Origin of the sequence: Nonomuraea sp. NPDC049750, from assembly GCF_040659625.1 — a bacterium.
Classification (GTDB): domain Bacteria; phylum Actinomycetota; class Actinomycetes; order Streptosporangiales; family Streptosporangiaceae; genus Nonomuraea.
Genome location: NZ_JBFANB010000002.1, coordinates 722,668 through 747,434, shown reverse-complemented (window position 1 = coordinate 747,434; position 24,767 = coordinate 722,668). Strand labels below are relative to the sequence as shown.

The 24,767-nt window shown below is 69.6% G+C and carries 20 protein-coding genes; 13 read left to right on the top strand and 7 right to left on the bottom strand.

The features are described 5' to 3' along the window. Window positions 1-141: 141 nt before the first annotated feature. From AB0J16_RS08590 to AB0J16_RS08560, 7 genes are all read left to right on the top strand, one after another. Complete coding sequence (locus AB0J16_RS08590) at window positions 142-1,413, top strand: extracellular solute-binding protein (RefSeq protein ID WP_358536045.1); 1,272 nt, start codon at window positions 142-144, stop codon at window positions 1,411-1,413. Continuing rightward, on the top strand, window positions 1,410-2,339 hold the full coding sequence (locus AB0J16_RS08585) for a sugar ABC transporter permease (RefSeq protein WP_358536044.1): 930 nt from the start codon (window positions 1,410-1,412) through the stop codon (window positions 2,337-2,339). Before AB0J16_RS08590 ends, AB0J16_RS08585 begins: the two co-directional genes overlap by 4 nt. Continuing rightward, on the top strand, window positions 2,336-3,142 hold the full coding sequence (locus AB0J16_RS08580) for a carbohydrate ABC transporter permease (protein WP_357948001.1): 807 nt from the start codon (window positions 2,336-2,338) through the stop codon (window positions 3,140-3,142). The genes AB0J16_RS08585 and AB0J16_RS08580 overlap by 4 nt, the downstream gene beginning before the upstream one ends. 1 nt (window position 3,143) lies before the next feature. Further along, window positions 3,144-5,048, top strand: coding sequence for a hypothetical protein (locus tag AB0J16_RS08575; protein ID WP_358536042.1), 1,905 nt, complete (start codon window positions 3,144-3,146; stop codon window positions 5,046-5,048). A 115-nt stretch (window positions 5,049-5,163) separates the two neighbouring features. Continuing rightward, window positions 5,164-5,931, top strand: coding sequence for a hypothetical protein (locus tag AB0J16_RS08570; protein ID WP_357947995.1), 768 nt, complete (start codon window positions 5,164-5,166; stop codon window positions 5,929-5,931). 41 nt (window positions 5,932-5,972) lie between these two features. Beyond that, window positions 5,973-7,739, top strand: coding sequence for a right-handed parallel beta-helix repeat-containing protein (locus AB0J16_RS08565; protein ID WP_358536040.1), 1,767 nt, complete (start codon window positions 5,973-5,975; stop codon window positions 7,737-7,739). Between the two features lie 255 nt (window positions 7,740-7,994). After that, window positions 7,995-9,572 carry a S1 family peptidase gene (locus tag AB0J16_RS08560; RefSeq protein ID WP_358536038.1) on the top strand — a complete coding sequence of 526 codons (1,578 nt, stop codon included), beginning with the start codon at window positions 7,995-7,997 and terminating at the stop codon, window positions 9,570-9,572. Window positions 9,573-9,625: 53 nt separating this feature from the next. Here AB0J16_RS08560 and AB0J16_RS08555 read toward each other — a convergent pair whose 3' ends face one another. From AB0J16_RS08555 to AB0J16_RS08545, 3 genes are read right to left on the bottom strand one after another with little or no spacing between them, the layout of a single operon-like run. Beyond that, window positions 9,626-10,081 (bottom strand): GNAT family N-acetyltransferase, encoded by a 456-nt coding sequence (locus tag AB0J16_RS08555; protein WP_358536036.1) that lies wholly within the window; start codon window positions 10,079-10,081, stop codon window positions 9,626-9,628. 51 nt (window positions 10,082-10,132) lie between these two features. Further along, a complete protein-coding gene (locus AB0J16_RS08550) occupies window positions 10,133-10,795 on the bottom strand; it encodes a response regulator transcription factor (RefSeq protein WP_358536034.1) in 663 nt (220 codons plus the stop codon). Further along, complete coding sequence (locus tag AB0J16_RS08545; protein ID WP_358536032.1) at window positions 10,792-11,997, bottom strand: histidine kinase; 1,206 nt, start codon at window positions 11,995-11,997, stop codon at window positions 10,792-10,794. Before AB0J16_RS08545 ends, AB0J16_RS08550 begins: the two co-directional genes overlap by 4 nt. Window positions 11,998-12,213: 216 nt before the next feature. Here AB0J16_RS08545 and AB0J16_RS08540 point away from each other — a divergent pair, with 216 nt between their 5' ends. Then, window positions 12,214-13,209 carry an MASE1 domain-containing protein gene (locus AB0J16_RS08540; RefSeq protein ID WP_358536030.1) on the top strand — a complete coding sequence of 332 codons (996 nt, stop codon included), beginning with the start codon at window positions 12,214-12,216 and terminating at the stop codon, window positions 13,207-13,209. Between the two features lie 12 nt (window positions 13,210-13,221). Here AB0J16_RS08540 and AB0J16_RS08535 read toward each other — a convergent pair whose 3' ends face one another. Then, the gene (locus AB0J16_RS08535; protein WP_358536156.1) at window positions 13,222-14,997 is read right to left on the bottom strand and encodes a rhamnogalacturonan lyase; all 1,776 of its coding nucleotides are present in this window, start codon (window positions 14,995-14,997) and stop codon (window positions 13,222-13,224) included. Between the two features lie 87 nt (window positions 14,998-15,084). Next, a complete protein-coding gene (locus AB0J16_RS08530; RefSeq protein ID WP_358536028.1) occupies window positions 15,085-16,044 on the bottom strand; it encodes an arabinan endo-1,5-alpha-L-arabinosidase in 960 nt (319 codons plus the stop codon). 295 nt (window positions 16,045-16,339) lie between these two features. Here AB0J16_RS08530 and AB0J16_RS08525 point away from each other — a divergent pair, with 295 nt between their 5' ends. After that, window positions 16,340-17,014, top strand: a complete 675-nt coding sequence (locus tag AB0J16_RS08525; protein ID WP_358536026.1) for an MOSC domain-containing protein — start codon at window positions 16,340-16,342, stop codon at window positions 17,012-17,014. An 18-nt stretch (window positions 17,015-17,032) separates the two neighbouring features. On the opposite strand, the gene AB0J16_RS08520 is transcribed toward AB0J16_RS08525, so the two are convergent. Further along, complete coding sequence (locus AB0J16_RS08520; RefSeq protein ID WP_358536024.1) at window positions 17,033-18,361, bottom strand: GH1 family beta-glucosidase; 1,329 nt, start codon at window positions 18,359-18,361, stop codon at window positions 17,033-17,035. Window positions 18,362-18,862: 501 nt separating this feature from the next. Between AB0J16_RS08520 and AB0J16_RS08515 the strand changes: the two genes are divergently transcribed. After that, the gene (locus AB0J16_RS08515) at window positions 18,863-20,275 is read left to right on the top strand and encodes a glycoside hydrolase family 6 protein (RefSeq protein ID WP_358536022.1); all 1,413 of its coding nucleotides are present in this window, start codon (window positions 18,863-18,865) and stop codon (window positions 20,273-20,275) included. Window positions 20,276-20,341: 66 nt separating this feature from the next. Here the strand turns inward: AB0J16_RS08515 and AB0J16_RS08510 are convergent, their stop codons facing one another. Next, window positions 20,342-21,895, bottom strand: coding sequence for an IclR family transcriptional regulator C-terminal domain-containing protein (locus AB0J16_RS08510; protein ID WP_358536020.1), 1,554 nt, complete (start codon window positions 21,893-21,895; stop codon window positions 20,342-20,344). 287 nt (window positions 21,896-22,182) lie between these two features. Here AB0J16_RS08510 and AB0J16_RS08505 point away from each other — a divergent pair, with 287 nt between their 5' ends. The 3 genes from AB0J16_RS08505 to AB0J16_RS08495 are packed head-to-tail and all read left to right on the top strand — an operon-like array spanning window position 22,183 to window position 24,760. Beyond that, a complete protein-coding gene (locus tag AB0J16_RS08505) occupies window positions 22,183-22,992 on the top strand; it encodes a CoA transferase subunit A (RefSeq protein ID WP_358536018.1) in 810 nt (269 codons plus the stop codon). Then, window positions 22,989-23,618 carry a CoA transferase subunit B gene (locus tag AB0J16_RS08500; RefSeq protein ID WP_358536016.1) on the top strand — a complete coding sequence of 210 codons (630 nt, stop codon included), beginning with the start codon at window positions 22,989-22,991 and terminating at the stop codon, window positions 23,616-23,618. Before AB0J16_RS08505 ends, AB0J16_RS08500 begins: the two co-directional genes overlap by 4 nt. Next, a complete protein-coding gene (locus tag AB0J16_RS08495; RefSeq protein ID WP_358536014.1) occupies window positions 23,615-24,760 on the top strand; it encodes a thiolase family protein in 1,146 nt (381 codons plus the stop codon). Before AB0J16_RS08500 ends, AB0J16_RS08495 begins: the two co-directional genes overlap by 4 nt. Window positions 24,761-24,767 lie beyond the last annotated feature (7 nt).

Sequence of the window (24,767 nt, the reverse complement as noted above, 5' to 3'; positions counted from 1 at the left end):
CGCCCATCCTAACGTATTTATGACTCAGGCAATCTGCTCGCAACCTATTTACGTGGCTCTTGACGAGCATATGTGACCTACGTATTAAATAATCGTTAATCGAGTGACGACCCATTAAAAGGCGTCTCCCCTGGAGGTGCGATGCGCTCCCCACGTCCGACCCACGCCCTGACCGCGCTCGGCGGCCTGCTCCTGCTCGCTGGCTGCGGCGGGGGCGGCTTCGCCGGCGGCTCGCAGGCGCAGCAGAGCGAGGGGGGCCAGGTCACCGTACGGATGCTGGTCAACATCACCCCGAACCTCACCCAGGCCTACTGGGACGGGCTGGTCAAGCCGTTCGAGCAGGCCAATCCCGGCATCGACGTCAAGATCGAGGCGCCGACCGGCAAGGGCGTGGCCGACACGCTGCCCCAGCAACTCGCCGCGGGCAACGCCCCCGACGTGGTCGAGACGCTGACGGCCGACGAGACGCTCTCCAAGCAGATGCTCGACCTGACCGACCAGCCGTGGGCGAAGGACACGCCGCTGGTCAAGGAGGCGAGCCTGGGCGGCAAGGTCTACACGGTCGGCGTCGGCGTACAGGCGCAGTCGCTGGTCTTCTACAACAAGGCCACGTTCGACAAGGCCGGGATCGACAAGCCGCCGACCACGCTCGACGAGTTCGACACGGTCATGGGCAAGCTCAAGGCGGCCGGGACGCTGCCGCTGCAGACCGGCGGCGAGTTCCTGACCGGGCTCCAGCTGCTGCAGCTGTCCAGCCCGTCGCGCGCCCAGGCCCACCCCACCTGGCAGCAGGACATCAAGGCGGGCAAGCTCAAGGCGGGCGAGTCGCTGCTGCCGTTCCTGGAGCGCTACCGCACCTGGATCGACAAGGGCTACGTCGACAAGAACGCCCTGGGCATGAAGTACGCCGACGCCGAGACCGCCTTCCTGTCCGGCAAGTCGGCGATGTACGTCATGGGCAGCTGGTTCACCGCCGCCGAGGCCAAGTCCAAGAAGGACTTCGAAGTCGGCGTCTTCCCCGCCCCGGTCGACAAGGGCCTGAGCTACCCGGGCCCGCAGGGCGCCACGATGGCGGCCCCGTACATGATCCTCAAGTCCACCCCGCAGAAGGACGCGGCGCTCAAGCTGGTGAAGTGGCTCGTCACCGACCCGGCGGCGGTCAAGAGCCAGCTCAAGCAGGACGGCAACTTCCGCAACGGCGTAGAGCGCGAGTTCACCCCGCTGGAGAAGCAGGTGCAGGAGATCCTCGACGGCGCCCCCTCCGGGGTCCCGCAGGGTGAGGGGTACGGGGACGCGACCCTGCCCAAGGGCTTCAACGCCGCCTGGAACACCGAGGTCCAGGGCCTGTACGTGGGCAAGTCGCCCAAGGAAGTGGCCGAGGGCGTGGACCGCTGGCTGGCCGGCCGTTCATGACGCTCACCCAAGAAGCACCCGTCGTCACCACCACGGTCGTGCGGCGCAAGCCCAGGAGCCGCGACGGATGGGCCACCGCGATCATGGTCGCCCCCGCCACCGTCCTCTACATCGTGATGCTGATCATCCCGGTCGGCCTGGCCCTCTACCTGAGCCTGACCGACTGGGACGGCTTCAGCGCCAACCCCGCCTTCGTCGGCGCCGCCAACTACGTCAACCTCCTGGACGACCCCGAGCTGCGCCGCGCCGCCCTGGTCACCCTGCTGGTCGCGGCGGCGGGCACGGCCGGGCTCAACCTCCTGGGCCTCGGCTTCGCCCTCCTGGTGAACGGCGTCTCCAGGGCGAACACGTTCTTCCGGATCGTGCTGTTCTACCCGCACGTGCTCAGCGCCCTCGTGGTCGGCTTCCTCTGGTCGGCGATCCTCGGCACCACCGGCGCGGTCAACAACCTGGTGACCACCTGGGGCGGCGAGGTGCTGCCGTTCCTGTCCGATCCGACGTGGGCCACGATCACCATGATCGCGGTGCTGGTGTGGGCGGGGTTCGGCGTCAACGTGGTGCTGTACCTGGCCGGGCTGCAGGCCGTGCCGCACTCGCTGATCGAGGCGGCGCGCATCGACGGCGCGACCCGCTGGCAGGTGTTCAGGAACGTGACGCTGCCCGCCCTGGGCCCGTCCGTGACGGTCAACATCGTGCTGTCGCTGGTGACGCTTCTCAAGACGTACGACCTGGTGGTGTCGCTGACGGCGGGCGGGCCGGCCGGTCAGACGCAGACCGTCGCCTATCTCATCCTGTGGAACTCCTTCCACGACGCCCGCCTCGGCTTCGGCTCGGCCCAGTCGGTGCTGCTCATGCTGGTGACGGCGGCGCTGGCGTTCGTGGTGACCCGGCTGCGCAAGCGTGGCGAGCTGGCGGTGCACCAGTGAGAAAACCCTTCCTCTGGGCGACCGTCGCCTTCATGCTCATCCCCCTGTACGTGCTGACCGTCAACGCCTTCAAGGGCCAGCAGGACATCCTGGGCAACCCGTTCGGCCTGGGGGGCCTCACGCTGGAGCCCCTGGGCCGGGCGCTGACGAACCCGCAGTTCAACGTGGTCAAGGGCTACGCGGTCACGCTGCTGTTCGTGGTGGCGGTCAACCTGCTCTCGGTGGTGCTGGCCGCGCCCGCCGCCTACGTGATCGCGCGCAGCCCGAAGCGCCGCTTCCGGGTGCTGATGCTGTTCTTCCTGGCCGGCACGTTCATCCCGGGGCAGGTGCTGGTCATCCCGGTGGTCTACGTGCTCAAGACGCTCGGGCTGATGGGGACGATCCGCGGGTTCGTGCTGTTCGAGACCGTGCTGACGCTGCCGTTCTCGATCTTCCTGTACGCCGGTTACATCGCCACCGTCCCGGCCGTGCTCGACCAGGCGGCGGCGGTGGACGGGGCCGGGCGGCTGCGGACGTTCTGGCAGATCGTCTTCCCGCTGATGCGGCCCGCGGTCGCCACGATGGTCATCCTCAACACCTTCTCGGTGTGGAACGACTTCGTGAACCCGCAGATCATCCTGGGCCCCGGCAGCGGCCTGTACACGGTGACCACCGGCGTCTACGCGGCGGTCAGCCAGTACTCCACCGACTACACGGTGGTCTTCCCGACGCTGCTGCTGGCCATCGCCCCGCTCCTGGTCTTCTTCGTCTTCATGCAACGGCACATCATCAGCGGCCTCACCGCCGGGGCCACGAAAGGTTGACATGCGGGAGATCACCGCGACTGTCCCTCTTGGCGCGCCGCCCGCCTGGGCGGTGCTCGAACGCCGGCTGTTCGACGCCCTCGACGAGGCGTGGCGCGCCTTCGCCGCCCGCTACTGCGGGCCCGACGGACGGCTCATCTACCACGGCACCACCGAGGACCGGGACGGCGCCGACGACTTCTACGAGGCGTTCTTCAACTGGCCGGCGCTCTACCAGCTCGGCGGCGCCGACGACCTGCTAGACGCGGCCAAGCACCACTGGGAGGGCGTGACCGCGCAGCTCACCGAGCTCGGCTACCTGGTGGACGAGTTCGAGCGTGGCTACGACTGGTTCCACCAAGGCGAGTCACTGCTGCTGTTCTACGGCATCTGCGCCGCGGACCCGCGCGACGAGCGCTACCGCGAGCGGGCCCGCCGCTTCGCCGAGCTCTACCTGCCCGGCTCGGCCAACTACGACGCCGAGCTCGACCTCATCCGCGCCCCGCACAACGGCGCGGGCGGCCCCCGCTACGGCATGCAGCGGGAGTGGGCCTCCTACCACGCGGGCCTGACCAGCATGCGACCGTACGGGCTGCCGCTGCGCGACCTGCCGGGGATCACGACCTGGGCGGACCTGGCCGACCCCGGCAACGCCACCCGCATGGGCGCCGCGATGAGCGAGCGGATCGGCCGCGGCGACGTGGCGGTCAACCTGGCCGCCACCAGCCTGGCCGTCAACGCCTGGCTGTACGACGGCGACGACCGCTACCGCGACTGGGCGCTGCGCTACATCGGCGCCTGGCAGGAGCGGGCCGCCGCCAACGACGGCGTGCTCCCCGACAACGTCGGCCCGTCGGGCAAGGTCGGCGAGCTGCACGGCGGCCGGTGGTACGGCGGCAACTACGGCTGGCAGTGGCCGCACGGCCTCTACAGCGTCGGCGCCGCCGCGGCCGTCGCCGCGGTCAACGCCCACCTGCTGACCGGCGACGACGCCACGCTCGCCATCGGCCGCGACCCCCTGGAGAGGGTGTACGCCCACGCCAGGCAGGCGAGCGTGACCGGCACGGAGATGAGCACCAGCGACCGGTGGCTGGCCGAACTGGGCGAGGAGGCTGGGCAGCCCACCATGCTGGTGCCCAACCGGCATGACGACGGCGGCTGGTTCGACTTCCAGCCGCCGCAGCTCGGCCTGCCCGTCTGGCTGTGGCAGGCGAGCCGGTCCGCCGAGGACGCCGACCGGCTGGACCGGCTGCGCGCGGCGTCGGGCTACGACTGGACCACGGTGCGCCCGTTCCGCAACAAGGAGGAGGCCGGGCACGAGGCGCCCTGGCTGGAGTACCTGCGCGGCGCCAACCCCGGTTTCCCCGAGGCCATGCTGGCCACCGCGCTCGGCCAGGTACAGCGGCGGATGGCGCTCATCGACGCCGACGACGCGGACCTGGCGACCGTCCACGTGCACCACTGGCAGCGGCTCAACCCGGTGCTCACCGAGGCGCTGCTGCAACTGGTCACGGGCACGCCGCAGGTCCTCTACAACGGCGGGCTGCTGCCGACGCGGCTGGCCTACTTCGACGCCGACCGCCACCGCCCCGGCCTGCCCGCCGACGTGGCCGCGCTGGTCGACTCGGTACGGCCCGACGGCGTCCGCGTCGAACTGGTCAACCTCGGGCTGAGCCGGACCCGCCGGGTCGTGGTGCAGGCGGGCGCGTTCGGCGAGCACGACATCGACCGGGCGGTGGTGACCGGGGCCGAGCCTGATTATCCGGGCGATCCCCGTTCCTACACCGCTCCTCCGATCAGTGAGGCCGAGCGGGAGGTGATCGTTGGTGGTCCGCGACTGGTCGTGGAGCTGCCGCCCGGGCGCCGCATCCGGCTCGACCTGCACACGACGGCGCGCGTCCGTACCCCGTCGCACCAGCACTACTGAGCCCTTCCCCGGGCCTTATCGAGTCACGAGCTCTGTCGAGTCACGGGCCTTATCGAGTCACGGGCCTACCCCGAGCCGCACCGAGCCCTTCTACCGAGTCCTACCGAGGAGTTTCATGGACGACCCCATCTGGGACCTTCCCGTTCGCGGGCCGCTGCCCGCCGAACCCGATCCCGCCCTCGTGGCCGGGCTGTCCCGGATCAGCTCGGCCACCGCCTGCGCGAAACTGCACGCCCAGGGCATCCGGCGGACCTTCGTCGAGGGACCGCTTCCGCTGGCGCGGGGGCAGAAGATCGCCGGCCGGGTCCGGACGCTGCAGTTCATGCCGCAGCGCGAGGACATCGCTTCGGGCCTCGGCCAGGAGTACGTCGAGAGGCACACCGCGCTGTGGGCGGTCCTGGAGGAGGTGCGGCCCGGCGACGTGCTCGTCGTCCAGGCATACGGCAGCGCCTACACCGGCTGCTTCGGCGACATGCTGGTCCGCTACTTCAAGCGCAAGGGCGGCGCGGGCATCGTCGTGGACGGCCGGATCAGGGACCTGCCCCGGGTCGCCGAGCTGGACGTGCCGATCTGGTCCACGGGCGCGACCCCGCACTACGCCTCGCAGGCGGAGCTGTTCCCGTGGGCCTATGACGTGCCGGTCGCCGTCGGCGGGGCGCTCGCGCTCCCCGGTGACCTGCTCGTCGCCGACGACGACGGCGCCGTGGTGGTACCGCGCCGCCGGGCCGAGTCGGTGATCGAAGCCGCCGCCGAGCACGAGCAGTGGGAGCGCTACAGCCGCGCCCGCATCGAGGACGGCGGCGCCCTGTCGGACTACTACCCCCTAACCCCCCAAACCCGCGCCGAGTACGAGCAGTGGCGGGAAGCAAAGGAGAGCCAGTGATCCTCAGGTCCTTGGGTGCGGTCGTCTTATTGCTAGGCAGCTTGACCGCACCAGCGACTGCGGCGGAGAAGGCCACGTGCGACTACTACGTGTCCCCCACGGGCGGCGACCGGGCCGACGGCAGTGCCCAGCGTCCGTGGAAGTCCATCGAGCAGGCCCGTGACCAGCTGCGCGCCAAGAAGAAGCACCAAAAGTGCGACATCGTGGTCAACGTCAAGACCGGTGACTACGTCGTCGACAAGACGATCACCTTCACCGAGGCCGACTCCGGCGAGAACGGCCACAAGATCACCTACCGCAGCGCCGACGGCCCCGGCAAGGCCAGGCTGCTCGGCGCCAAGCCGCTGACCGGCTGGCAGAAGTACAACGACACCATCTACAAGACCAAGGTCGACCGCAGCTTCTACACCCTCTTCGAGGACGGCAAGCGCGCCACGACCGCCCGCTACCCGAACAGGACCAGCGACGACCTGTGGTCGCCGTATCTGTTCTCGGTGACGCCCGAGGCGGAATACCAGGCCGTGCACAACTGGCTCTTCTTCGACGCCAAGGACATCCCGAAGGAGTGGGACGCCGACTTCGACAAGAACGCCCAGATGGTCGTCTGGTCCGGCGGTTCGTGGAGCTGGTTCTCCGACACCGTGCCGCTCGGCGGGGCCGACTTCCGCAAGAACTTCTTCACGCTCAACCACGACGCCCGCTTCACCCTCGTCAACAGCCGCAGCGGCTCGCGCTACTTCCTGCAGAACACGCTGCGCTTCCTGGACCAGCCGGGCGAGTATTACTTCGACTTCGCCAACAGCGAGGTCTACTACTGGCCCAAGGGCTCGATCGACAAGGTCATGGCCCCCACCGTCAAGACGATCATCTCGCTGGCCGGGTCCTCTCCCGACCGGCGCGTCCAGAACCTCGCCTTCGACGGGCTGCAGCTGCAGTACTCCGACTTCGTCGACTGGTATCGCTATGCCTGGAACGCCCCGGGCGACTCGGGCTACGAGCACAAGTACCCGATCTACGACCGGCAGATCGAGATGCCGCGCAACAGGTTCGGCATGATCACCGTGACGAACTCCCGCGACATCGACCTGACCAGGCTGCACCTGTCCGACAGCGGCTTCACGGGCGTCTTCCTGCTCTTCGCCAACGAGCGGGTCAAGGTGTCGGACAGCCTGCTGGACAACCTCGGCGGCGACGGCATCAAGGTGGAGGGCGGCTACCCCGGGGAAGGTGATATCTCCGGACATCACACGATCACGAATAACTACATCTACCACGTCGGCGAGCTGGTCCCCGGCGACGCGGCCGGCATCGAGCTGATGAGCACGGGCAACAACACCGTCAGCAACATCGTCGTCAAGCACAGCGCCCGCTACGGCATCAGCCTTGAGGTCCGCCCCGAGATCAAGAACGAGGACAACTACGCCCGCAACAACAAATTCTCCTACATCCGCCTGGAGGAGACCGGCCTCGACAGCGGCGACATGGGCGCCTTCTACACCTATGGCGTGCACAACGTCGAGCCGCACCCGATCGACAACTACGTCACGCAGATGGTGATCGGCGACGTCATCAACGACCCCGCCGGGCAGATGCCGGACTCCGGCACCCGCGGCGTCCACATGGACGCGGGAGGATGCGGCTTCGCCATCTCCAACGTCGAGGTGGGCAAGGTCAGCGATGACAAGTACCAGGCGTACAAGTGCAACGAGGTCACCAACGCCAACTGGGCGGACGGCTTCGACACCTCGAAGATGGAGTACGACAAGATCGGCGTGACGAGCGTGTTCCCGTATCCGATCCCCAGCTGAGCGCGTTCCCTCAACCGGTCGCGAACTGAGCGCGTTCCCTCAGCCGATCGCGAACTGAGCGCGTTCCCTCAGCCGATCGCGAGCTGAGCGAGTTTCCTCAACCGATCGTGAACCGGACGGCGACCGGTGGAGCCGGGCCCTGCGGCGATTGCCGCGGGGCCCGTTCCCATAACGCCGCGATATGCGCGGATGGTATGCCCCTCGCTGATCGGCCCCGTCATACCTTGGCGGCACCCCCCGATCCGAGGAGCTTCCATGATCCCTTACCGCCCGTCGGCGGCGGGTGCGGTGCTCGCGATCATCGCTCTCGCACTCACCGCGGCCCCCGCCACGGCCGCCCCCGCGCAGGCAGTCCCCAGAGAGGTCGTTCAGGCGGCCACGGTGGAGCCGCCGCCGGAGGTGCTCGACGCGATGCGACGCGACCTGGGCCTCACCCGCGAGCAGGTCATCACCCGCCTGGGCAACGAGGAGCAGGCCCGCCGCCTCCAGCCCAAGCTGCGCGCCAAGCTCAAGGACCGCTACGCCGGATCCTGGGTGAACCAGGAGGGCTCGCTGGCGGTGGCCACCACCGACGCCGCCGCGGCCACCGCCGTCACCGCCGCGGGCGCCCAGGCGAAGGTCGTCGCCCGGTCGCTGGCCACGCTCACCTCGATCAAGGGCGCCCTGGACACCACCGCCGGCCAAGGCGCGCTGGACGCCGTCGCCAGCAAGGGCGCCGGGCGAAAGGTCCCGGTCTGGTTCGTGGACGAGCGGGCCAACACCGTCGTGGTACAGGCATTGGACACCGCCGCCGGTGAGGCGTTCGTGGCCGCGAGCGGCGTGGACCGCGCCGCCGTACGGATCGAGACCATCACCGAGCGGCCGGTCACCTTCCAGAACCTGCGCGGCGGCGACGCCTACTACATCTCCGGCGGCACACGCTGCTCGATCGGCTTCCCGGTGACCCAGGGCGGCACCCAAGGCTTCGTCACGGCCGGTCACTGCGGCACTCCCGGACTGACCACCTCCGGCTCCGGGGGGCAGAGCCAGGGCACGTTCCAGGGGTCCTCGTTCCCCGGCGACGACTACTCCTGGGTCGCGGTCAACTCGCAGTGGATCGCGCGCCCGGCGGTCAACCCCTACGGCACCGAAATGGTGCCGGTCTTCGGCTCCGCCGAGGCGCCGGTCGGATCGGCCGTATGCAGGTCGGGCTCCACCACGCACTGGCACTGCGGCACCATCCAGGAGCGGAACACCAGCGTGACCTACTCCCAGGGGACGATCTTCCAGGTCGTACGGACGAACGTGTGCGCCGAGCCCGGCGACTCCGGTGGCCCGTTCATCTCCGGCTACCAGGCACAGGGCGTCACCTCCGGCGGCTCGGGCAACTGTAGCGCCGGCGGCACCACCTTCTTCCAGCCGGTCAACGAGATCCTCAACGCGTACGGGCTCACGCTGTCGACTGTGAGCACCCAGTGCGCGGGCCACCCGAACCACCACTTCAACGAGCTGACGGCCCACCAGGGCAGCTTCGGCAACCTCATCCCCGACGCCGGGATCTACCCGCCGAACGGCTTCGCCTCCGCCGGTGCCGGCACGCACACCGCCTGCATGGACGGATCCGGCACCGCGCGCATGCGGCTCAGCCTGCAGAAGTACACCTGCTGCGGACCCTTCGGCACCCCGATCTGGGTGGAGGTGGCGACCACCGGAACCGGCACCACCCTCAAGTCCTTGACCACCAGCCAGCCCGCGGGCACCTACCGGTGGGTGGTCAGCGTCAGCGACTCCATCGTCGTCCCCACCACCCCGATCGGCGAGTACTACTTCCTGGGCACCACCAGCCCCGCTTGACCGAGACGATCCCGGCCCGCCACCGAAAACCGGTCGGCGGCCCCGGGGGATGCCTACAGCGTCCTGGTCATGAACGCGCTGTTCGGGTCAGGCCGGTAGTCCGCGAACGGCTCGCAGTACGCGAACCCGAACTTCTCGTACAGCTTCCTCGCCGGCAGGAAGAACTCGTCGGAGCCGGTCTCAAGGCTGAGCCGGGCGAAGCCCATGCGCGTGGCCTCGGCGATGATGTGCCCCAGCAGCAGGGACGCCACCCCGCTGCGCTGGCGCACCGGCCGGGTGCGCATCGACTTCACCTCGGCGTGGTCGGCGTTCAGCCGCTTGATCGCGCCACAGCCGACCAGGGCGTCTCCGTCGACGACCGTCCAGAACGTCACCTCGGGCGCGCGGAGCGCGTCGAGGTCGAGGGCGTGCTTGCTCTCCAGCGGCGTGATCGACCGCATCTGCTGGAGATGCTCGTCGAGGAACGCGGCGATCTCCGGACCGGAGAGGTCGTCAACGGCGATCTTCATGGACTCGGCCCCCTTCTTGTCCCCGAATGGGCGGTTCGGAGATTACCAGGGCTACCGGGAGGCTGGTCTGACCAGGCCGCAGTCGTAGGACAGGACGATCACCTGGGCGCGGCTGGTCAGCCCCAGCTTGGCCATCAGGCGGTTGAGGTGGGTCTTGACGGTGCCCTCGCTCACCGACAGCCGCTCGGCGATCTCCTTGTTGGACAGGGCGTGCCCGACCAGGCCGAGCACCTCGGTCTCGCGGCTGGTCAGGCGGTCGAGGGCCGGTGGCGGGGTCTCGACGGCCGGCGGTGGGTCGACGAACGCCTCGATCAGCCGCTTGGTGGCGACCGGGGCCAGCAGGATGTCACCGGAGACGACCGTGTGGATGGCGGCGATCAGGCGTTCGGGCGGCGTGTCCTTGAGCAGGAAGCCGCTGGCGCCCAGCCGCAGCGCGTTGAAGACATATTCGTCCAGGTCGAACGTGGTGAGGATGAGCACCTTGGGCGGCGCCCCCTCGGCGGCGGCCAGGATCCGCTCGGTGGCCGTGATGCCGTTGATGCCCGGCATCCGGATGTCCATCAGGATCACCTCGGGCTTGACCGCGGCGGCCAGGCGCACCGCCTCCTCACCGTCGGCGGCCTCGCCCACCACCTCCAGGCCCGCCGCGCGCAGCAGCGCGGCCAGACCGGCACGGATGAGCACCTGATCGTCGACCACGAGCACTCTGATCATGAGCTCGCTTCTTGAGGCTGATCGTCGGGCGGGGACAGCGGGAAGATCGCCAGCACCTCGAATCCGCCCAGCGGCAGCGGCCCTGCGTTGATCGTTCCCTGATAAAGCCTGACACGTTCGGTCATGCCGATCAATCCGTGCCCACGAGAACGGGAGCTCCCGGTGGCCGCAACGCCGTCGTTGGTCACGCGAAGGGCCAGCGTGGCCGGGCCGTACGTCACCCGGATCTCCACCCGGGCGCGACCGGCGTGTTTCAGCACGTTGGTCAGGGACTCCTGGACGATGCGGTAGGCGCACATGTCCAGGCCGGGCGGCAGCGGCCTGACCTCACCCTCGACGATCACCGTAAGCGGCAGACCGGCCGCGCGGATCCGCTCCGCAAGGGGTTCGAGGCTCTGCAGGCCGGGGGCCGTGGAGTAGAGCCCTTCGTCCTCGTCGTCGGCCTCGATCCGCAGGATCGACAGCAGCCGCCGCATCTCGGCCAGCGCCTCGTGGCTGGTGTCGGCGATGACCTCCAACGTGGCGTGCGCGGTGGCCGGGTCGGACAGGGCGACGTAGCGGCCGAGCCCCGCCTGTACGGAGATGACCGACATGTGATGGGCGACGACGTCGTGCAGCTCGCGGGCGATCCGCACCCGTTCGTGGGTGACGGCGCGGCGGGCGGCGGCGTCCTGCTCCCGGTGTAGCTGGTCGGCCAGCACGGCGAGCTGCCCGGTACGTTCGGCCAGCAACCGCGTGCTCGTGCCCGCGCCCACGGTGTAGGCCGCCACCAGGAGAGACTGCCCTAACGCCGACCACAGCGCGACGTCGGGCTGGCGGACCGACGCCTGCGTCCACTCCGTCACGATCAGCGCCGCCCCGGCCAAAGTGAACGCCCAGGACCGGTGGGCGGCGACGGTGTAGAGCGTCACCAGCGGCCCCATGCTGTTGAGCCCGAGGTGGTAGCCCAGCATGTGGTAGACCAGCGCCGCCCCGGTGGAGCCCACCAGGACGGCGACGGGCGCCCGCCTGCGCAGTGCCACCGGCGCGTTCACCAGCACGGTCAGGGACAGGGACAACGTGTCCGGAGGCCGCCCCTTGCCCGGGTCGTACATCTCCCACAGCCAGGTCCCGACGACCAGCGCCAGGGCCAGGGCGCCGTCGAGGAGCAGGGGGTTGACCGCGGACACTCGCCGGACGAGCGATGCGGCGCTGATGGGCATCCGCCACGCTAACTCCAGGACCGGCCGTTACGCATCTACCTGGGGTTTACCTCGGCTGCCGCGGAAGTTGCAGCCCAGCTCGCGCCGGAAACCCCGGCGGGCCCGCGCCGCACATCGCGTGCGCGAGAAGCCCGTCCAGCGGTCTGTGACCCCCGGCCCATCCCGTAGCAGAATGTCATGGGGGAAGTTTTCGCAGGTGAGAGGGAGTGAGGCGGCGTGCTGGACAACATTCGGCCCCGCTCATATGCCAAGAACGGCTTGCGGATGCTCGCCGTCGCAGGCGCCTATTTCGCAGCTGCGAAGGTGGGATTGGCGCAGGAGCTGGTCGGCGGGCAGGTCACGCCGCTCTGGCCGCCGACGGGCATCGCGCTGGCCTGTCTGCTTCTCATGGGCCTCCGAGTCTGGCCCGGGATCACTCTCGGCGCGTTCCTGGTCAACCTGACGCTCGGACCGTCGCTGCTCGCGGTCGCGGCGATCTCCGCGGGGAACACCTTAGCTCCGGTGTGCGCTTACCTCCTGCTCCGTCGCGCGCGTTTCTGCATCGAGCTGGATCGGTTGCGGGACGCGCTGGCGCTGGTATTCCTCGGCGCCTTGACCGCGATGCTGATCAGCTCGACGGTGGGCAGTGGCGTGCTCCTGCTCGCCGGCGCGCTGCGAAGCGGTGACTTCTGGCCGACGTGGTCGGTGTGGTGGACGGGCGACGCGATGGGCGTGCTCGTGGTAACGCCCATTCTGCTGGTGCTGCGCACATCCCGGGCTCCGTGGGACGCTCGTCTGTCCCGTTGGGGCGAGGCTGTGGCCTTGGCCGTGGGCACGCTCCTCATCACGGTGATGGCGACGGTGAGCTCCATCAACCTGCTCTTCCTCGTCTTCCCGTTCCTGATCTGGGCCGCCCTGCGTTTCCAGCTGGCGGGCGCCGCGGGATGCGCGCTGATCGTGTCGACAGTCGCGATCGTCGCGGCCGCGCAAGGTTCGGGCCCGTTCGCCGAGCACGGCCTCTTCCTCAACATGGTCACCCTGCAAGCGTTCAACGGGGCCGCGTCGCTGACCGCCCTGCTGCTGGCGGCGATCATCGCGGAGCGAAATCAAGCCCATGACAGGCTCGAGCACATCTGTGCGCGCCTCACTGAGGTCGCGGACCGGGTCGACCGGGAACGGAGGGCGGCCCAGCGGTTGCCGCCCGAACCCGAAGTGCGGCACAAAGGCGGCTGATGTCATAACGATCTAGCGCACGTAGACGTTCGGCTGGGCCGGGGTGGACATGCCGTTGCCGATGAAGTAGCTCGGGTGCGGCGGCTGGTTGTAGGCGGTGTTCTGCCAGGCGATCGCCACCCGGTACATCGGGTCGTGCATGAGGGTCCACAGCCGCCGGATCGTCACGGTGGAGGTGCTGTAGATCCGCAGCGCCGTCTCCGACGTCGTCGGCCAGACGACCTCCTCGCGCCAGTCGCCGAACAGGTCGGCCGACAGGGACGGGGTCGACTTGGTGCCGTTATTGGCGTGCACGCCCGAACCGGTGAGCAGGCGAGTGTCGGCGCTGGTGCCGTACTTGTCGATGTGCGTGCCGTCGAGCAGCTCGCGGACCGGGTCGGCGTCCCACCAGATGAGGAAGTTGGTCGAGCCGGGCTTGCGGCCGATGTTCGCGCCGGAGGTGTTGAGCAGACCGGAGACGGCCGACGACCACGATTCGGCGCCCGCGCTGCCCGCGTACACGTCGTCGGACACGCCGCGCCCGTTGTCGCACCCGCAGGAGGGGTTCGTCCAGATGACGGCGCCGGTCCGGGCGTCGACCATGGAGGTGGCCGGCTGGTTGGTGTTCTCGTGCGGCTTGAACACCTCGAGGCCGGAGCGGGCCGGGATCAGATCGCCGACGTGCAGCGCGTCACCGTGGAACAGCCGGGTGTTCCACAGCGGGCCGCCGTTGTCGTCGATCGCCTCCGAGCCGTAGATGATCTCGTCCCGGCCGTCGTTGTCGGCGTCCGCGATCGACAGCTGGTGGTTGCCCTGGCCCTCGTACTGGGAGCCGGACACGTTGGAGTCGAACGTCCACCTCTGGGTCAACGCGCCGCTGCGGAAGTCCCACGCGGCGATCACCGTACGCGTGTAGTAGCCCCGCGCCATGATCAGGCTGGGCCGCTGCCCGTCCAGGTACGCCGTACCGGCCAGGAAGCGGTCGACCCGGTTGCCGTAGGAGTCGCCCCAGCTGGACACGGTCCCGCGCGGCGGGTTGTAGTTGACGGTGGACATGGCCGCCCCGGTCTGACCGTTGAACATGGTCAGGAATTCCGGCCCGGACAGGACGTATCCGGAGGAGTTCCGGTAGTCCGCGGACGCGGAGCCGATGACCCTGCCGGTGCCGTCCACACTCCCGTCGGCGGTCTTCATCGCGACCTCGGCCCTGCCGTCGCCGTCGTAGTCGTACACCTGGAACTGAGTGTAGTGCGCCCCGGCGCGGATGTTGCGGCCCAGGTCGATGCGCCACAGCCGGGTGCCGTTCAGCCGGTAGGCGTCCACGTACACGTTGCCGGTGTAGCCGGACTGGGAGTTGTCCTTGGCGTTGGACGGATCCCACTTGAGCACGAACTCGTAGCGGCCGTCACCGTCCAGGTCCCCCACGCTCGCGTCGTTCGCGCTGTAGGTGTAGGCGACTCCGTCCGGCGTGGTGCCGCCGGCGGGCCGCTGGATCGGGACGTCCAGGTACCCGTTGGCGAACTGCGTCGCCGCCGCGGAGGGCGCCTGTTCCACCCCGCCGACCACGGCGCGCACGGTGTAGGTGGAAGTCGCCGCGGCGCCGGAGTCCAGGTAGTTCGTCGAACTCGTGATGGGCGACGAGGTCAGCAGGGTCGAGCCGCGGTAGAGGTTGAATCCCGTGCTCATGCTCTCGCTGCCGAGCAGCCGCCAGGACACCAGGTTGCCGCTGCCGGAATGGACGCTGATCAGGCCGCGATCCAGGTTCTCCACCTGTCTGGCCGCGGCGGCCGAGGCGGTGCTGACGTTCATGGTCCCGGTCAGGGCGAGGATCACGGCAGTCACGAGAGAGATGGAGCGCCTTCGCGCGGGAAGCATGCCTGCTCCTTTCGAACCTGATCAGTAGACGTAGGGCCAGCCCGCGCTGTCGTAGGCGATGAGGTTGATGCCCAGCAGCGAGGCGCCGTTGTCGGCGTAACAGTGGTAGAAGAGGACGTCGGCGTCGCTGTCCGTGATCACCGCCTGATGTCCCGGCCCGTGAACGCTGCCGTGCCCGGCGAGGACCTGGGTGCCGCCGCCGGAGGTCATGGCGGTGCCGTTGCGGTCCACGTACGGGCCGGTGACGCTGGTCGACCGGCCGACCATGATCCGGTACGTGCTGGACGCGCCCCGGCAGCACAGGTCGAACGAGACCCACAGGTAGTAGTACGACCCGTGCCGGAAGATGAACGGCGCCTCCACGGCCGTGCCGGCGCCGGTGCGCTGCGCGATCGAGTAGAGCGCGCTCCCGCTGCGCAGCCCGGTCGAGGAGTTGAGCGGGATCAGCTTGATGCCGGTCCAGAACGAGCCGAAGGACAGCCACCAGTTGCCGGCGGCGTCCGTGACCAGGTTGGGGTCGATCGCGTTGTAGCTGCTGGCGGAGGTGGTGGAGATGACCAGGCCCTGGTTGGCCCACGTACCCGAGGCGCCGGTGGCACTGGTGGCCAGGAAGATCGCCGAGTTGCGGGAGCCGAACGTGGAGGCGGCGTAGTACATGTAGTACTTGCCGTTGTGGCGGGAGATGTCCGGCGCCCACAGGCTGGCGCTGCCTCCGGTGTACGGGAGCGTCCACGACGCGCCGCCGGGGAAGGCCACACCCGCGTCCCGCCAGGCCGTGCGGTCGGTGGACGTCTTGAGGGCGATGTTGTCGCCGGTATTGGCCAGGAGGTAGCCGCTCGACGTCTTCACCACCGCTGGATCGTGCACGCCGATGCTGCCGGTCACGTACCCGGGGTTGGGGTAGGCCGCCGCACCGGCCGGGAGCACGGCGATCATCGCCGTGACCAGCATGGTCACCAGAGAGACGAGAAATCGCGCCATGTGCCACCTCGCTGTTATCGCTAACACTTGAGGGGATCGCCGGTGAGTCTTCTCGGCCGTACGAGGTGCGTCAAGGCGCGGGCTCGGGGCCTTCGGGTCTTGCCGGGTCAGCTCGGGTGCGGCCGGTGAAACGTTCACCCCGTGATCCATCGCCGCGAAACGCGTAACAGGACCAGCGCTCCCCCGTACGCCACGGCGTACCAAGCGGGCGGCCACGCGCCTCGGTCCCCCCTCCTTCACCGATCGCCCCAAAAGTGTTCGCTCCGCCTGCCCGGCCCGGAATAGCTTGGGGGCCATGAGACTTCTGTCGGTGAACGTCGGCCGCCCCATGCCCGTGGACTACACCGATGCCCCGGGCGGGATGACAGGCATCGACAAGCGCCCGGTGACGGGGCCGGTCCAGGTGTCACCCGTCGGCCCCAAGGGCACGGCGGGCGGCGGCGTAGCGGGAGACGCCGTCTGCGACCGCCGCTTCCACGGCGGCGGTGACCGGGCGGTGTACGCGTTCGCGCGCGAGGACCTGGACGCCTGGGAGCAGGCACTCGGCCGTACGCTCGCCAACGGCGCCTTCGGCGAGAACCTCACCACGTCCGGGCTGGACGTGGCCGAGGCGCTGATCGGGGAACGCTGGCAGGTGGGCTCCGACCTGGTGGTCGAGGTGACCGCCGGCCGGATTCCCTGCCGCACGTTCGCGGGGTGGGTCGGAGAGCAGGGCTGGATGAAACGCTTCATCGAGGTCGGCCGCACCGGCGCGCTGCTACGGGTGATCGCGCCGGGAGAGATCCGCGCGGGCGATCCGATCACCGTCGTCCGCCGTCCTGACCATGACATCACGGCGGCTCTGCTGCTCCGTGCCGCCACCACGGAGCGCCACCTGCTCCCGCGCACGCTGGCCGCTACCGAGTGGATGGAGTCCGAGCTCCTGCGGGTTGCCCGTACATATACGGAGAAGTACGGCCCACGCGACTGAACCCATCTCGTGGTCAGTTCACCCCAGGCCGCCCTCTCGGATGCGGGCCGCGTACCAGAGGGCGGAGTCCTTCGGGGTGCGCCGCTGGGTGTCGAAGTCCACGTGTACGAGGCCGAACCGCTGCCCGTACCCGTGGGCCCATTCGAAGTTGTCCAGCAGGGACCAGGCGAAGTAGCCCTTGAGCGGGACGCCGCTGTTCACCGCCCCGGCGCAGGCGTTGATGTGGCGTTTCAGGTAGTCGACGCGGTCCGGATCGTGCACCGCGCCGTCCTCGCTCACCTCGTCGGCGAAGGCCGCGCCGTTCTCGGTGATGTAGAGGTCGATGGCCGGGTAGTCCTTGTGCAATCGCTGGAGGAGGCGCAGCAGGCCGTTCTCGTCGATCTCCCAGTTCATCGTGGTGCGCTTGCGGCCACCGTCCACCCAGCGGACGTTCTCCGCGCCGATCCACGGCGTACTGCCGGAGGGCACGGGCTCGCCGGCCGCCACCAGGGCGGGCGAGTAGTAGTTGACCCCGAGCATGTCGATCTTCCGGGAGATGAGCGCCAGGTCCCCGTCGAGGACGTGGGAGAAGTCGCTGTGGGGCGCCAGGTCGCGGACGACGTCCTCGGGATAGGAGCCGCGCAGCACGGGGTCGATGAAGAGCCGGTTCTGGATGCCGTCTATCCGGCGGGCGGCGTCCACGTCCGCCGCCGACTCGGTGGCGGGGGTCACGTGCGACATATTCAACGTGATGCCGATATTTCCGGACAAGATGGGGATGGCTAGGCCGTGGCCCAGCAGCAGGTGGTGTATCGCCTTGACGGCCTCGGACGGCTCCTGACGCCCCGGCGCGTGCTCCCCGTTGGCGTATCCGAGCAGCCCGGAGCACCACGGCTCGTTCAACGTCGTCCAGTTCGCCACCCGATCACGCAACGCCGTATGCACAATGTCGGCATATTCCGCGAACCGATAGGCCGTGTCCCGGTTGGGCCACCCGCCCGCGTCCTCCAAGTACTGCGGCAGGTCCCAGTGGTAGAGCGTCGGCCACGGGGTGATGCCGTGCTCCAGCAGCGTGTCGACCAGGCGGCGGTAGAAGTCGAGGCCCTTCTGGTTGACCACCCCGCGCTCGGGCACGATGCGCGGCCACGCGACGGAGAACCGGTACGCCCGCAACCCCAGCTCCGCCATCAGCCGCACGTCATCGGCGTAACGGTGGTAGTGGTCGCAGGCCACGTCACCGTTCTCGGCGCCCCGCACCTTGCCGGGGACGCGACAGAAGGTGTCCCAGATGGACGCCCCCCGGCCGTCCTCCGCGAACGCGCCCTCGATCTGATAGCTGGACGTCGCCGCGCCCCAGAGAAAACTCATGCCCTGACGGCCCTCTCCATGATGCCGCCGAGGTGATCCGGCGGCGCAATCCGCTAAAGGTCGTGACCACCGGCTCGATCGTCGCGCCCGCAACGGCCGTCGAGCCGACGATCCGCTGAGCCGCCGCCGCAGGCGACCTCGGCGTCCGGTACGCGGTCGCGGCTCTCTTGGGAACACACCTGACCTGTGCCGACCGGTGCCTCAACTGCCTGGGAGCGCTCCCATAAACGGTAGACCATCACCTGGCCGGGGAGAAGAGGGCCTATGGGATGGATATTTACCACTACCTAATCCCTTGACCGTATCTAGGGTGGTCAGTAATGATCACGCCGACGCCGCGGTACCGCACCGAGAGAGGTCCGGCATGCCTGTTCGAGTGCGGCCGGCGTGTGCGCCGGCCGTGGTGACCCTCCCCCTCCAGCGCCTCCGTCGACGACGCTCTCCTGGTGCGCCAAACCCCACCGAGCTCTTCGGCGCACCACCCCACTGAAAGGTGATTTAGTGCGATTTATCGCAGCAAAAGCCGCCGCAGCCTTAACCGCGGTCGTGGCCGCTGTCCTGGCCGTACCACCGCCCGCCTCAGCCGCCGCCCAGCTGATCGGCAACGGAGCCTTCACCAGCTCGACGGCCCCTTGGCAGGCGATCGGCCAGACGACGGTCACGGCCGAGTCCGGCCGTATGCGGGTGAACGTGACGTCCGTCGTCGCCAACCCGTGGGACGCCATGGTGTCCAGTCCCACCACGACCGCCCTGAACGCGGGCAAGAGCTACACGCTCTCGTTCGACGCGTACTCCACGACGGCCTTCAAGGCCACCACGACCGTGCAGTACGCGGCGACGCCCAGCTCCAACCAGTCACTGGCCGCGCCCGTCCAGCTCACGACGGGCAGCAGGCGCTACAGCATCCCGTTCGTGGCCGCGTCCGCCACCAACACCGCCGCCGAGGTGACCTTCCAGCTCGGCGGGTCCGGCGGCACCCCGACGGTCCGCTTCGACAACGTCTCGCTGATGGAGACGCAGACGACCCGGCCGACGGCCCTGTACGTCTGGGACCAGTCGCACCCCGCCCAGTACGCCGCCGCCCACCAGGGCACGAACGACGGGCAGGCCATCGGCTCGAACATCGGCAACAAGCCGATCTTCGAGTGGTTCGGCGGCTGGTTCACCGACCTCACGCTGGCCGTGGACACCTACGTCGGCGCCGCCCAGGCCGCGGACAAGCTGCCGATGCTGGTGGCGTACAACATCCCGAACCGCGACGCCTGCGCGAACCAGTCAGGCGGCGGCGCGGGTGACGCGGCCGGTTATCACGCCTGGATCACCGAGTTCGCCAAGGCGATCGGCACCAGGCACGCGATCGTCGTGCTGGAGCCAGACGGCGTCGCCGCCGCCAGCTGCGTGACCCAGATCGGCAAGGATCCGGAAGACCAGTACAAGATGCTGCTGGATGCCACCCAGGTGCTGAAGGCTCAGGCCCCGAACACCTGGGTCTACCTCGACGCGGGCAACGCCACCTGGGTCGCGGCCGACGACATGGCCACACGGCTGGTCAAGTCGGGCATCGCCAACACGCGCGGCTTCTCCGTGAACGTGTCCAACTACATCACCACGGCCGCCTCTGAGAGCTACTCCGTCGCGGTCAACGGCTACCTGTCCGGGACCGTCGGCGCCAAGAAGTACGTCATCGACACCAGCCGCAACGGCAACGGCCCTTGGACCGGCGAGGACAGCTGGTGCAACCCGCCCGGCCGCAAGCTGGGCGCCGCGCCCGCCAAGCAGACGAGCGGCGCCGAGTACGTCTTCTGGGTCAAGGTCCCGGGTGACTCAGACGGCAGCTGCAACCTGGGCGAGGGCATCCCGGCCGGCACTTTCAGCCCCGAGCTGGCCATGGCCCTGATCAACGGCACCTCCTAGCCCCTAAGTGTTTCTGGGGGAGCTCTGGAGGGTGACGTGCCCCGGCCGGCCACGGCGGGCCGGGGTTCACGTGGCGCCGCGTGTGTGGGCCAGGTCCGCTTCCATGCGTGCGGCGGCCTCGGTGAGGGCGGGCAGGACGTCACGGATCAGCTCGGCGGGGGTGGCACGGCTGGCGTGCGTGGCCACGTTGACGGCCGCGACGGCCCGGCCGCTCCGGTCGCGAATCGGCACCGCGATGGACCGCACGCCTTCCTCGAGCTCCTGGTCGACGAGGGCGTACCCGTCCACGGCCGCCTGTCGTACGGCTGCCGCCAGGTCGGCGGGCGCGGTGAGCGTGTGGCGGGTCAGCGGGGGCGAGGGCATCCCGGCCAGCCGTTCCCCGGGCAGGTCGGCCAGGAGAACCCGGCCCATCGAGGTGGCGTACGCGGGGAAGCGGGTGCCCACGGTGATGTCGACGCTCATGATGGCGACGGTCGGCACACGCGCCACATAGACGACATCGTCTCCCGACAGCATCGCGACCGAGGCCGACTCGTGGACCCGCGCCACCAGGTCCGCCAGGTGCGGCTGGACGATCTCGCCGAAGGTCCGGCCCGACAGGTGGGCGTACCCCAGCTCCAGCACCTTGGGCAGCAGGACGAAACGCGCGCCGTCGGCGGCGACGTACCCCAGGTGGTCGAGGGTCTGGACCGCCCTCCGTACGGTGGCCCGCGGCAGGCCGGTGGCTTTGGCCGCGGCGGCCAGAGTGAGCCCGCCGCGCACCGAACCGAGCGACACCAGCACGGCCAGACCCCGGGCCAGCGACTGGAGATACTCCGCGCCCAGCTCCTCCTTCCTGGCACGAGAGGTGTCCACACCCGCAGCACTCGGCACGGGCGGAGCGCCCAAGACGGGCTCAGCACTCGGGACAGGCACTGCGTGCGGGGCGGGTAGCGGGGCGGGCGCGGCAGGCTGGAGGGGCGTGGACTGCGGCGGGAGCGGCGGTTCGGTCAGGGCCGCGGCCATGTCCGCCGCCGTTTTCAACAGGCTGGGCAGGGCGTGGTCGCGCAGGCCGGCGGCCGTGTGCCTGCTGGTGTGGCTGGCGACGGTCAGCGCACAGACCGTCGTCCCGTCCGCGTCCCGTACCGGCACCGCGACCGCGACCAGGCCGGGCTCGGTGAGCTGGTCGTCCTCGGCCCACCGCGCGGCGGGGTCGAGCAGGACCAGTCCGGCCGCGCAGCGGTCGGCGGGCAGCAGGTCGCCGACGCGGAAGGCCACCGACATGGTGCGCCGCCGGACGAAGCGCCCGACGAAGCGGACCCCGTCCCCGTCCCGTACGGCCAGCGACACCGACTCGTCCAGCTCGTCGGCGAGCCGCTCGGCGTACGGATCGAGCGCCCCCAGACCGCCGCAGGTCAGGTACGCCTCCCCCAGCTCCATCAGGCGCGGCGCGAGCAGCACATCGCGCTCTTCGGCCCGCGCGTAGCCGAGCCGGACGAGCGTGGCCACGATCCGGTCGACCGTCGACCTCGCCAGGCCCGTGGCCCGCACCAGGTCCGTCGCGCGCATCGGCCGCCTGGGACCGGCGGCCAGCACGCGCAGCACGGCCAGCCCGCGCTCCAGAGTGCCCGCCGGTTCCATCCGCCCTCCTCCGACCTCAACCAACCTGCCACCTCCAACCTCAGCCCATCCGCCTCAACCCGCGCACCTTAACCGCCTCAGGCCGCCCGCCCTCAACCCACCCCAACGCGCCCACCTCACCCCATCCGCGCTCAACCCGCGCGCCTCACCCCACCCCAACAGGCCCACCTCACCCCCGCCCACTCTCAAGCCCCCCAAGGACTTTGACAGGAAGCGATGCGACTCCGCATACTCAACCAGGATAATGAACTGAAGTTCATCTAGCGAACACTACGAAGCGGAGTGTCGTGCGGAGAGACAAAGTGGTGGCCACCGCCCATGAGGCGCTGGCCGATGTGCGGGACGGCGCGTCGTTCGCGGTCGGCGGCTTCGGTCTCTGCGGCATCCCGGACGTGCTGATCCAGGCGCTGTACGACTCCGGCGTACGCGGCATCAGCGTCGTGTCGAACAACTGCGGAGTGGACGGCGGCGGCCTGGGCACCCTGCTGGCCGATCGGCGGATCGCCCGCGTGACCGCCTCCTACATCGGCGACAACAAGGAGTTCGCCCGGCAATACCTGGGCGGCGAGCTGGAGGTGGAGCTGACCCCGCAGGGCAGTCTGGCCGAGCGGCTGCGCGCGGGCGGCAGCGGCATCCCCGCCTTCTACACCCCGGCCGGGGTCGGCACGCCGGTCGCCGAAGGCGGCCTGCCGCTGCGCCACGCGCCCGACGGGTCGGTGGCGCTCGCCTCGCCTCCCAAGGAGGTCCGCGAGTTCGGGGGCCGGCAGTATGTTCTGGAGCACGCCATCACCACCGACTTCGCGCTGATCCGGGCGGCGAAGGGCGACCGGCACGGCAACCTGGTCTTCAACAAGGCCGCCAGGAACTTCAACCCGCTGGCCGCGATGGCCGCGCGAATCGCGATCGCCGAGGTCGAGGAGCTGACCGAGCTCGATCCCGACGAGGTCCACCTGCCCGGCGTGTTCGTCGACCGCGTCGTGGCGCTCACCCCCGAACAAGCCGCCGCCAAGACCGTCGAACGGCGTACCACCTCCACTCCCCCCATACAGGCCACCGCCAGGACCGTCCCCACCCCCTCCGAAGGGACCGCGTCATGAGCTGGACCCGGGACGAGATGGTCGCGCGCGCGGCCGCCGAGCTGCGCGACGGCGACTACGTCAACCTCGGCATCGGGCTGCCCACGCGCATCCCGTCCTTCCTTCCCTCTGACGTGGACGTGATCCTGCACTCGGAGAACGGCATTCTCGGTGTCGGCCCCTACCCGACGCCGGAAGAGATCGACCCGGACCTGATCAACGCGGGCAAGGAGACGGTGACCGTACGGCGGGGGGCGTCGTTCTTCGACTCGTCGTTGTCGTTCGGCATGATCCGCGGCGGCCACATCGACGTCGCGGTGCTGGGCGCCATGCAGGTCTCGGCTCGCGGCGATCTGGCCAACTGGATGGTTCCCGGGAAGCTGGTCAAGGGAATGGGCGGGGCCATGGATCTGGTCCACGGCGCCCGCAAGGTGCTCGTGATCATGGATCACACCGCCAAGGACGGATCCCCCAAGATCGTCAAGGAGTGCTCGCTGCCGCTCACCGGCAGGGCGTGCGTGCACCGGATCATCACCGACCTCGGCGTCCTCGACATCACCGACAAGGGCCTCACGCTGGTCGAGACCGCGCCCGGCGTGAGCGTCACGCACGTGCGTGAGCGTACGGATGCGGAGGTCCTCGCGTGAAGGCCGTTTACGTTCTCGACGCCGTACGCACTCCCTTCGGCCGCTACGGCGGGGCGCTGTCCGGCATCCGTCCCGACGACCTGGCCGCGCACGCCATCAAGGCGCTGGTGGAACGCAACGGCGAGACCATCGCCGACGAGGTGATCCTCGGCAACGCCAACGGTGCCGGCGAGGAGAACCGCAACGTGGCCCGGATGGCCGCGCTGCTGGCCGGGCTGCCGGTGAGCACGCCGGGCGCGACCGTCAACCGGCTGTGCGGCTCCGGCATGGAGGCCGTCATCCAGGCGTACCGGGCGATCGCCCTCGGCGACGCGGCCACCGTGATCGCGGGCGGCGTGGAATCGATGACTCGCGCGCCGTGGGTGCTGCCCAAGCCGGACCGGGCCTTCCCCGCCAAGGGTCAGGAACTCGTCTCCACCACGCTCGGCTGGCGGCTGGTCAACCCCAAGATGCCCGTCGAGCACACGGTCGCCCTCGGTGAAGGCGCCGAGCTGATCGCCGACAAGCACGGCGTCACCCGGGCCGAGCAGGACGCGTTCGCGCTGGCCAGCCACCAGAAGGCGGCGAAGGCGGCCTTCGACCGCGAGATCGTCCCCGTCGGCGGCCTCACCCGCGACGAGGGCATCCGCGAGGACACCTCGTTGGAGGCGCTGGCCCGGCTGAAGCCCGCGTTCCGCGCCGACGGCACCGTCACCGCGGGCAACTCCTCCCCGCTCAACGACGGCGCGGCGGCGCTGCTGCTCACCGACGAGGCCGGGCTGCGTGGTCGCGAGCCGCTGGCCAGGATCACCACGAGCGCCGTGAGCGCGCTCGAACCTCGCTACTTCGGCCTCGGCCCGGTCGAGGCCATCAAGAAGGCCCTGGCCAAGGCGGGCAAGGGGTTCGGCGACCTGACGACCGTCGAGCTGAACGAGGCGTTCGCCGCGCAGGCGCTCGGCTGTCTGGCCGAGCTGCCGGAGCTCGATCCCGGGATCGTCAACCCCTGCGGCGGGGCGATCGCCCTAGGCCATCCCCTGGGCGCCTCCGGGGCCCGCATCACCGGGGCGGTCGCCCATCAGCTGGCCGTGACCGGGTCCGGCACCGGTCTGGCCGCCCTTTGCATCGGGGTCGGCCAGGGGCTGGCCGTCGTCCTCGAAAGGTAGGCGGCTC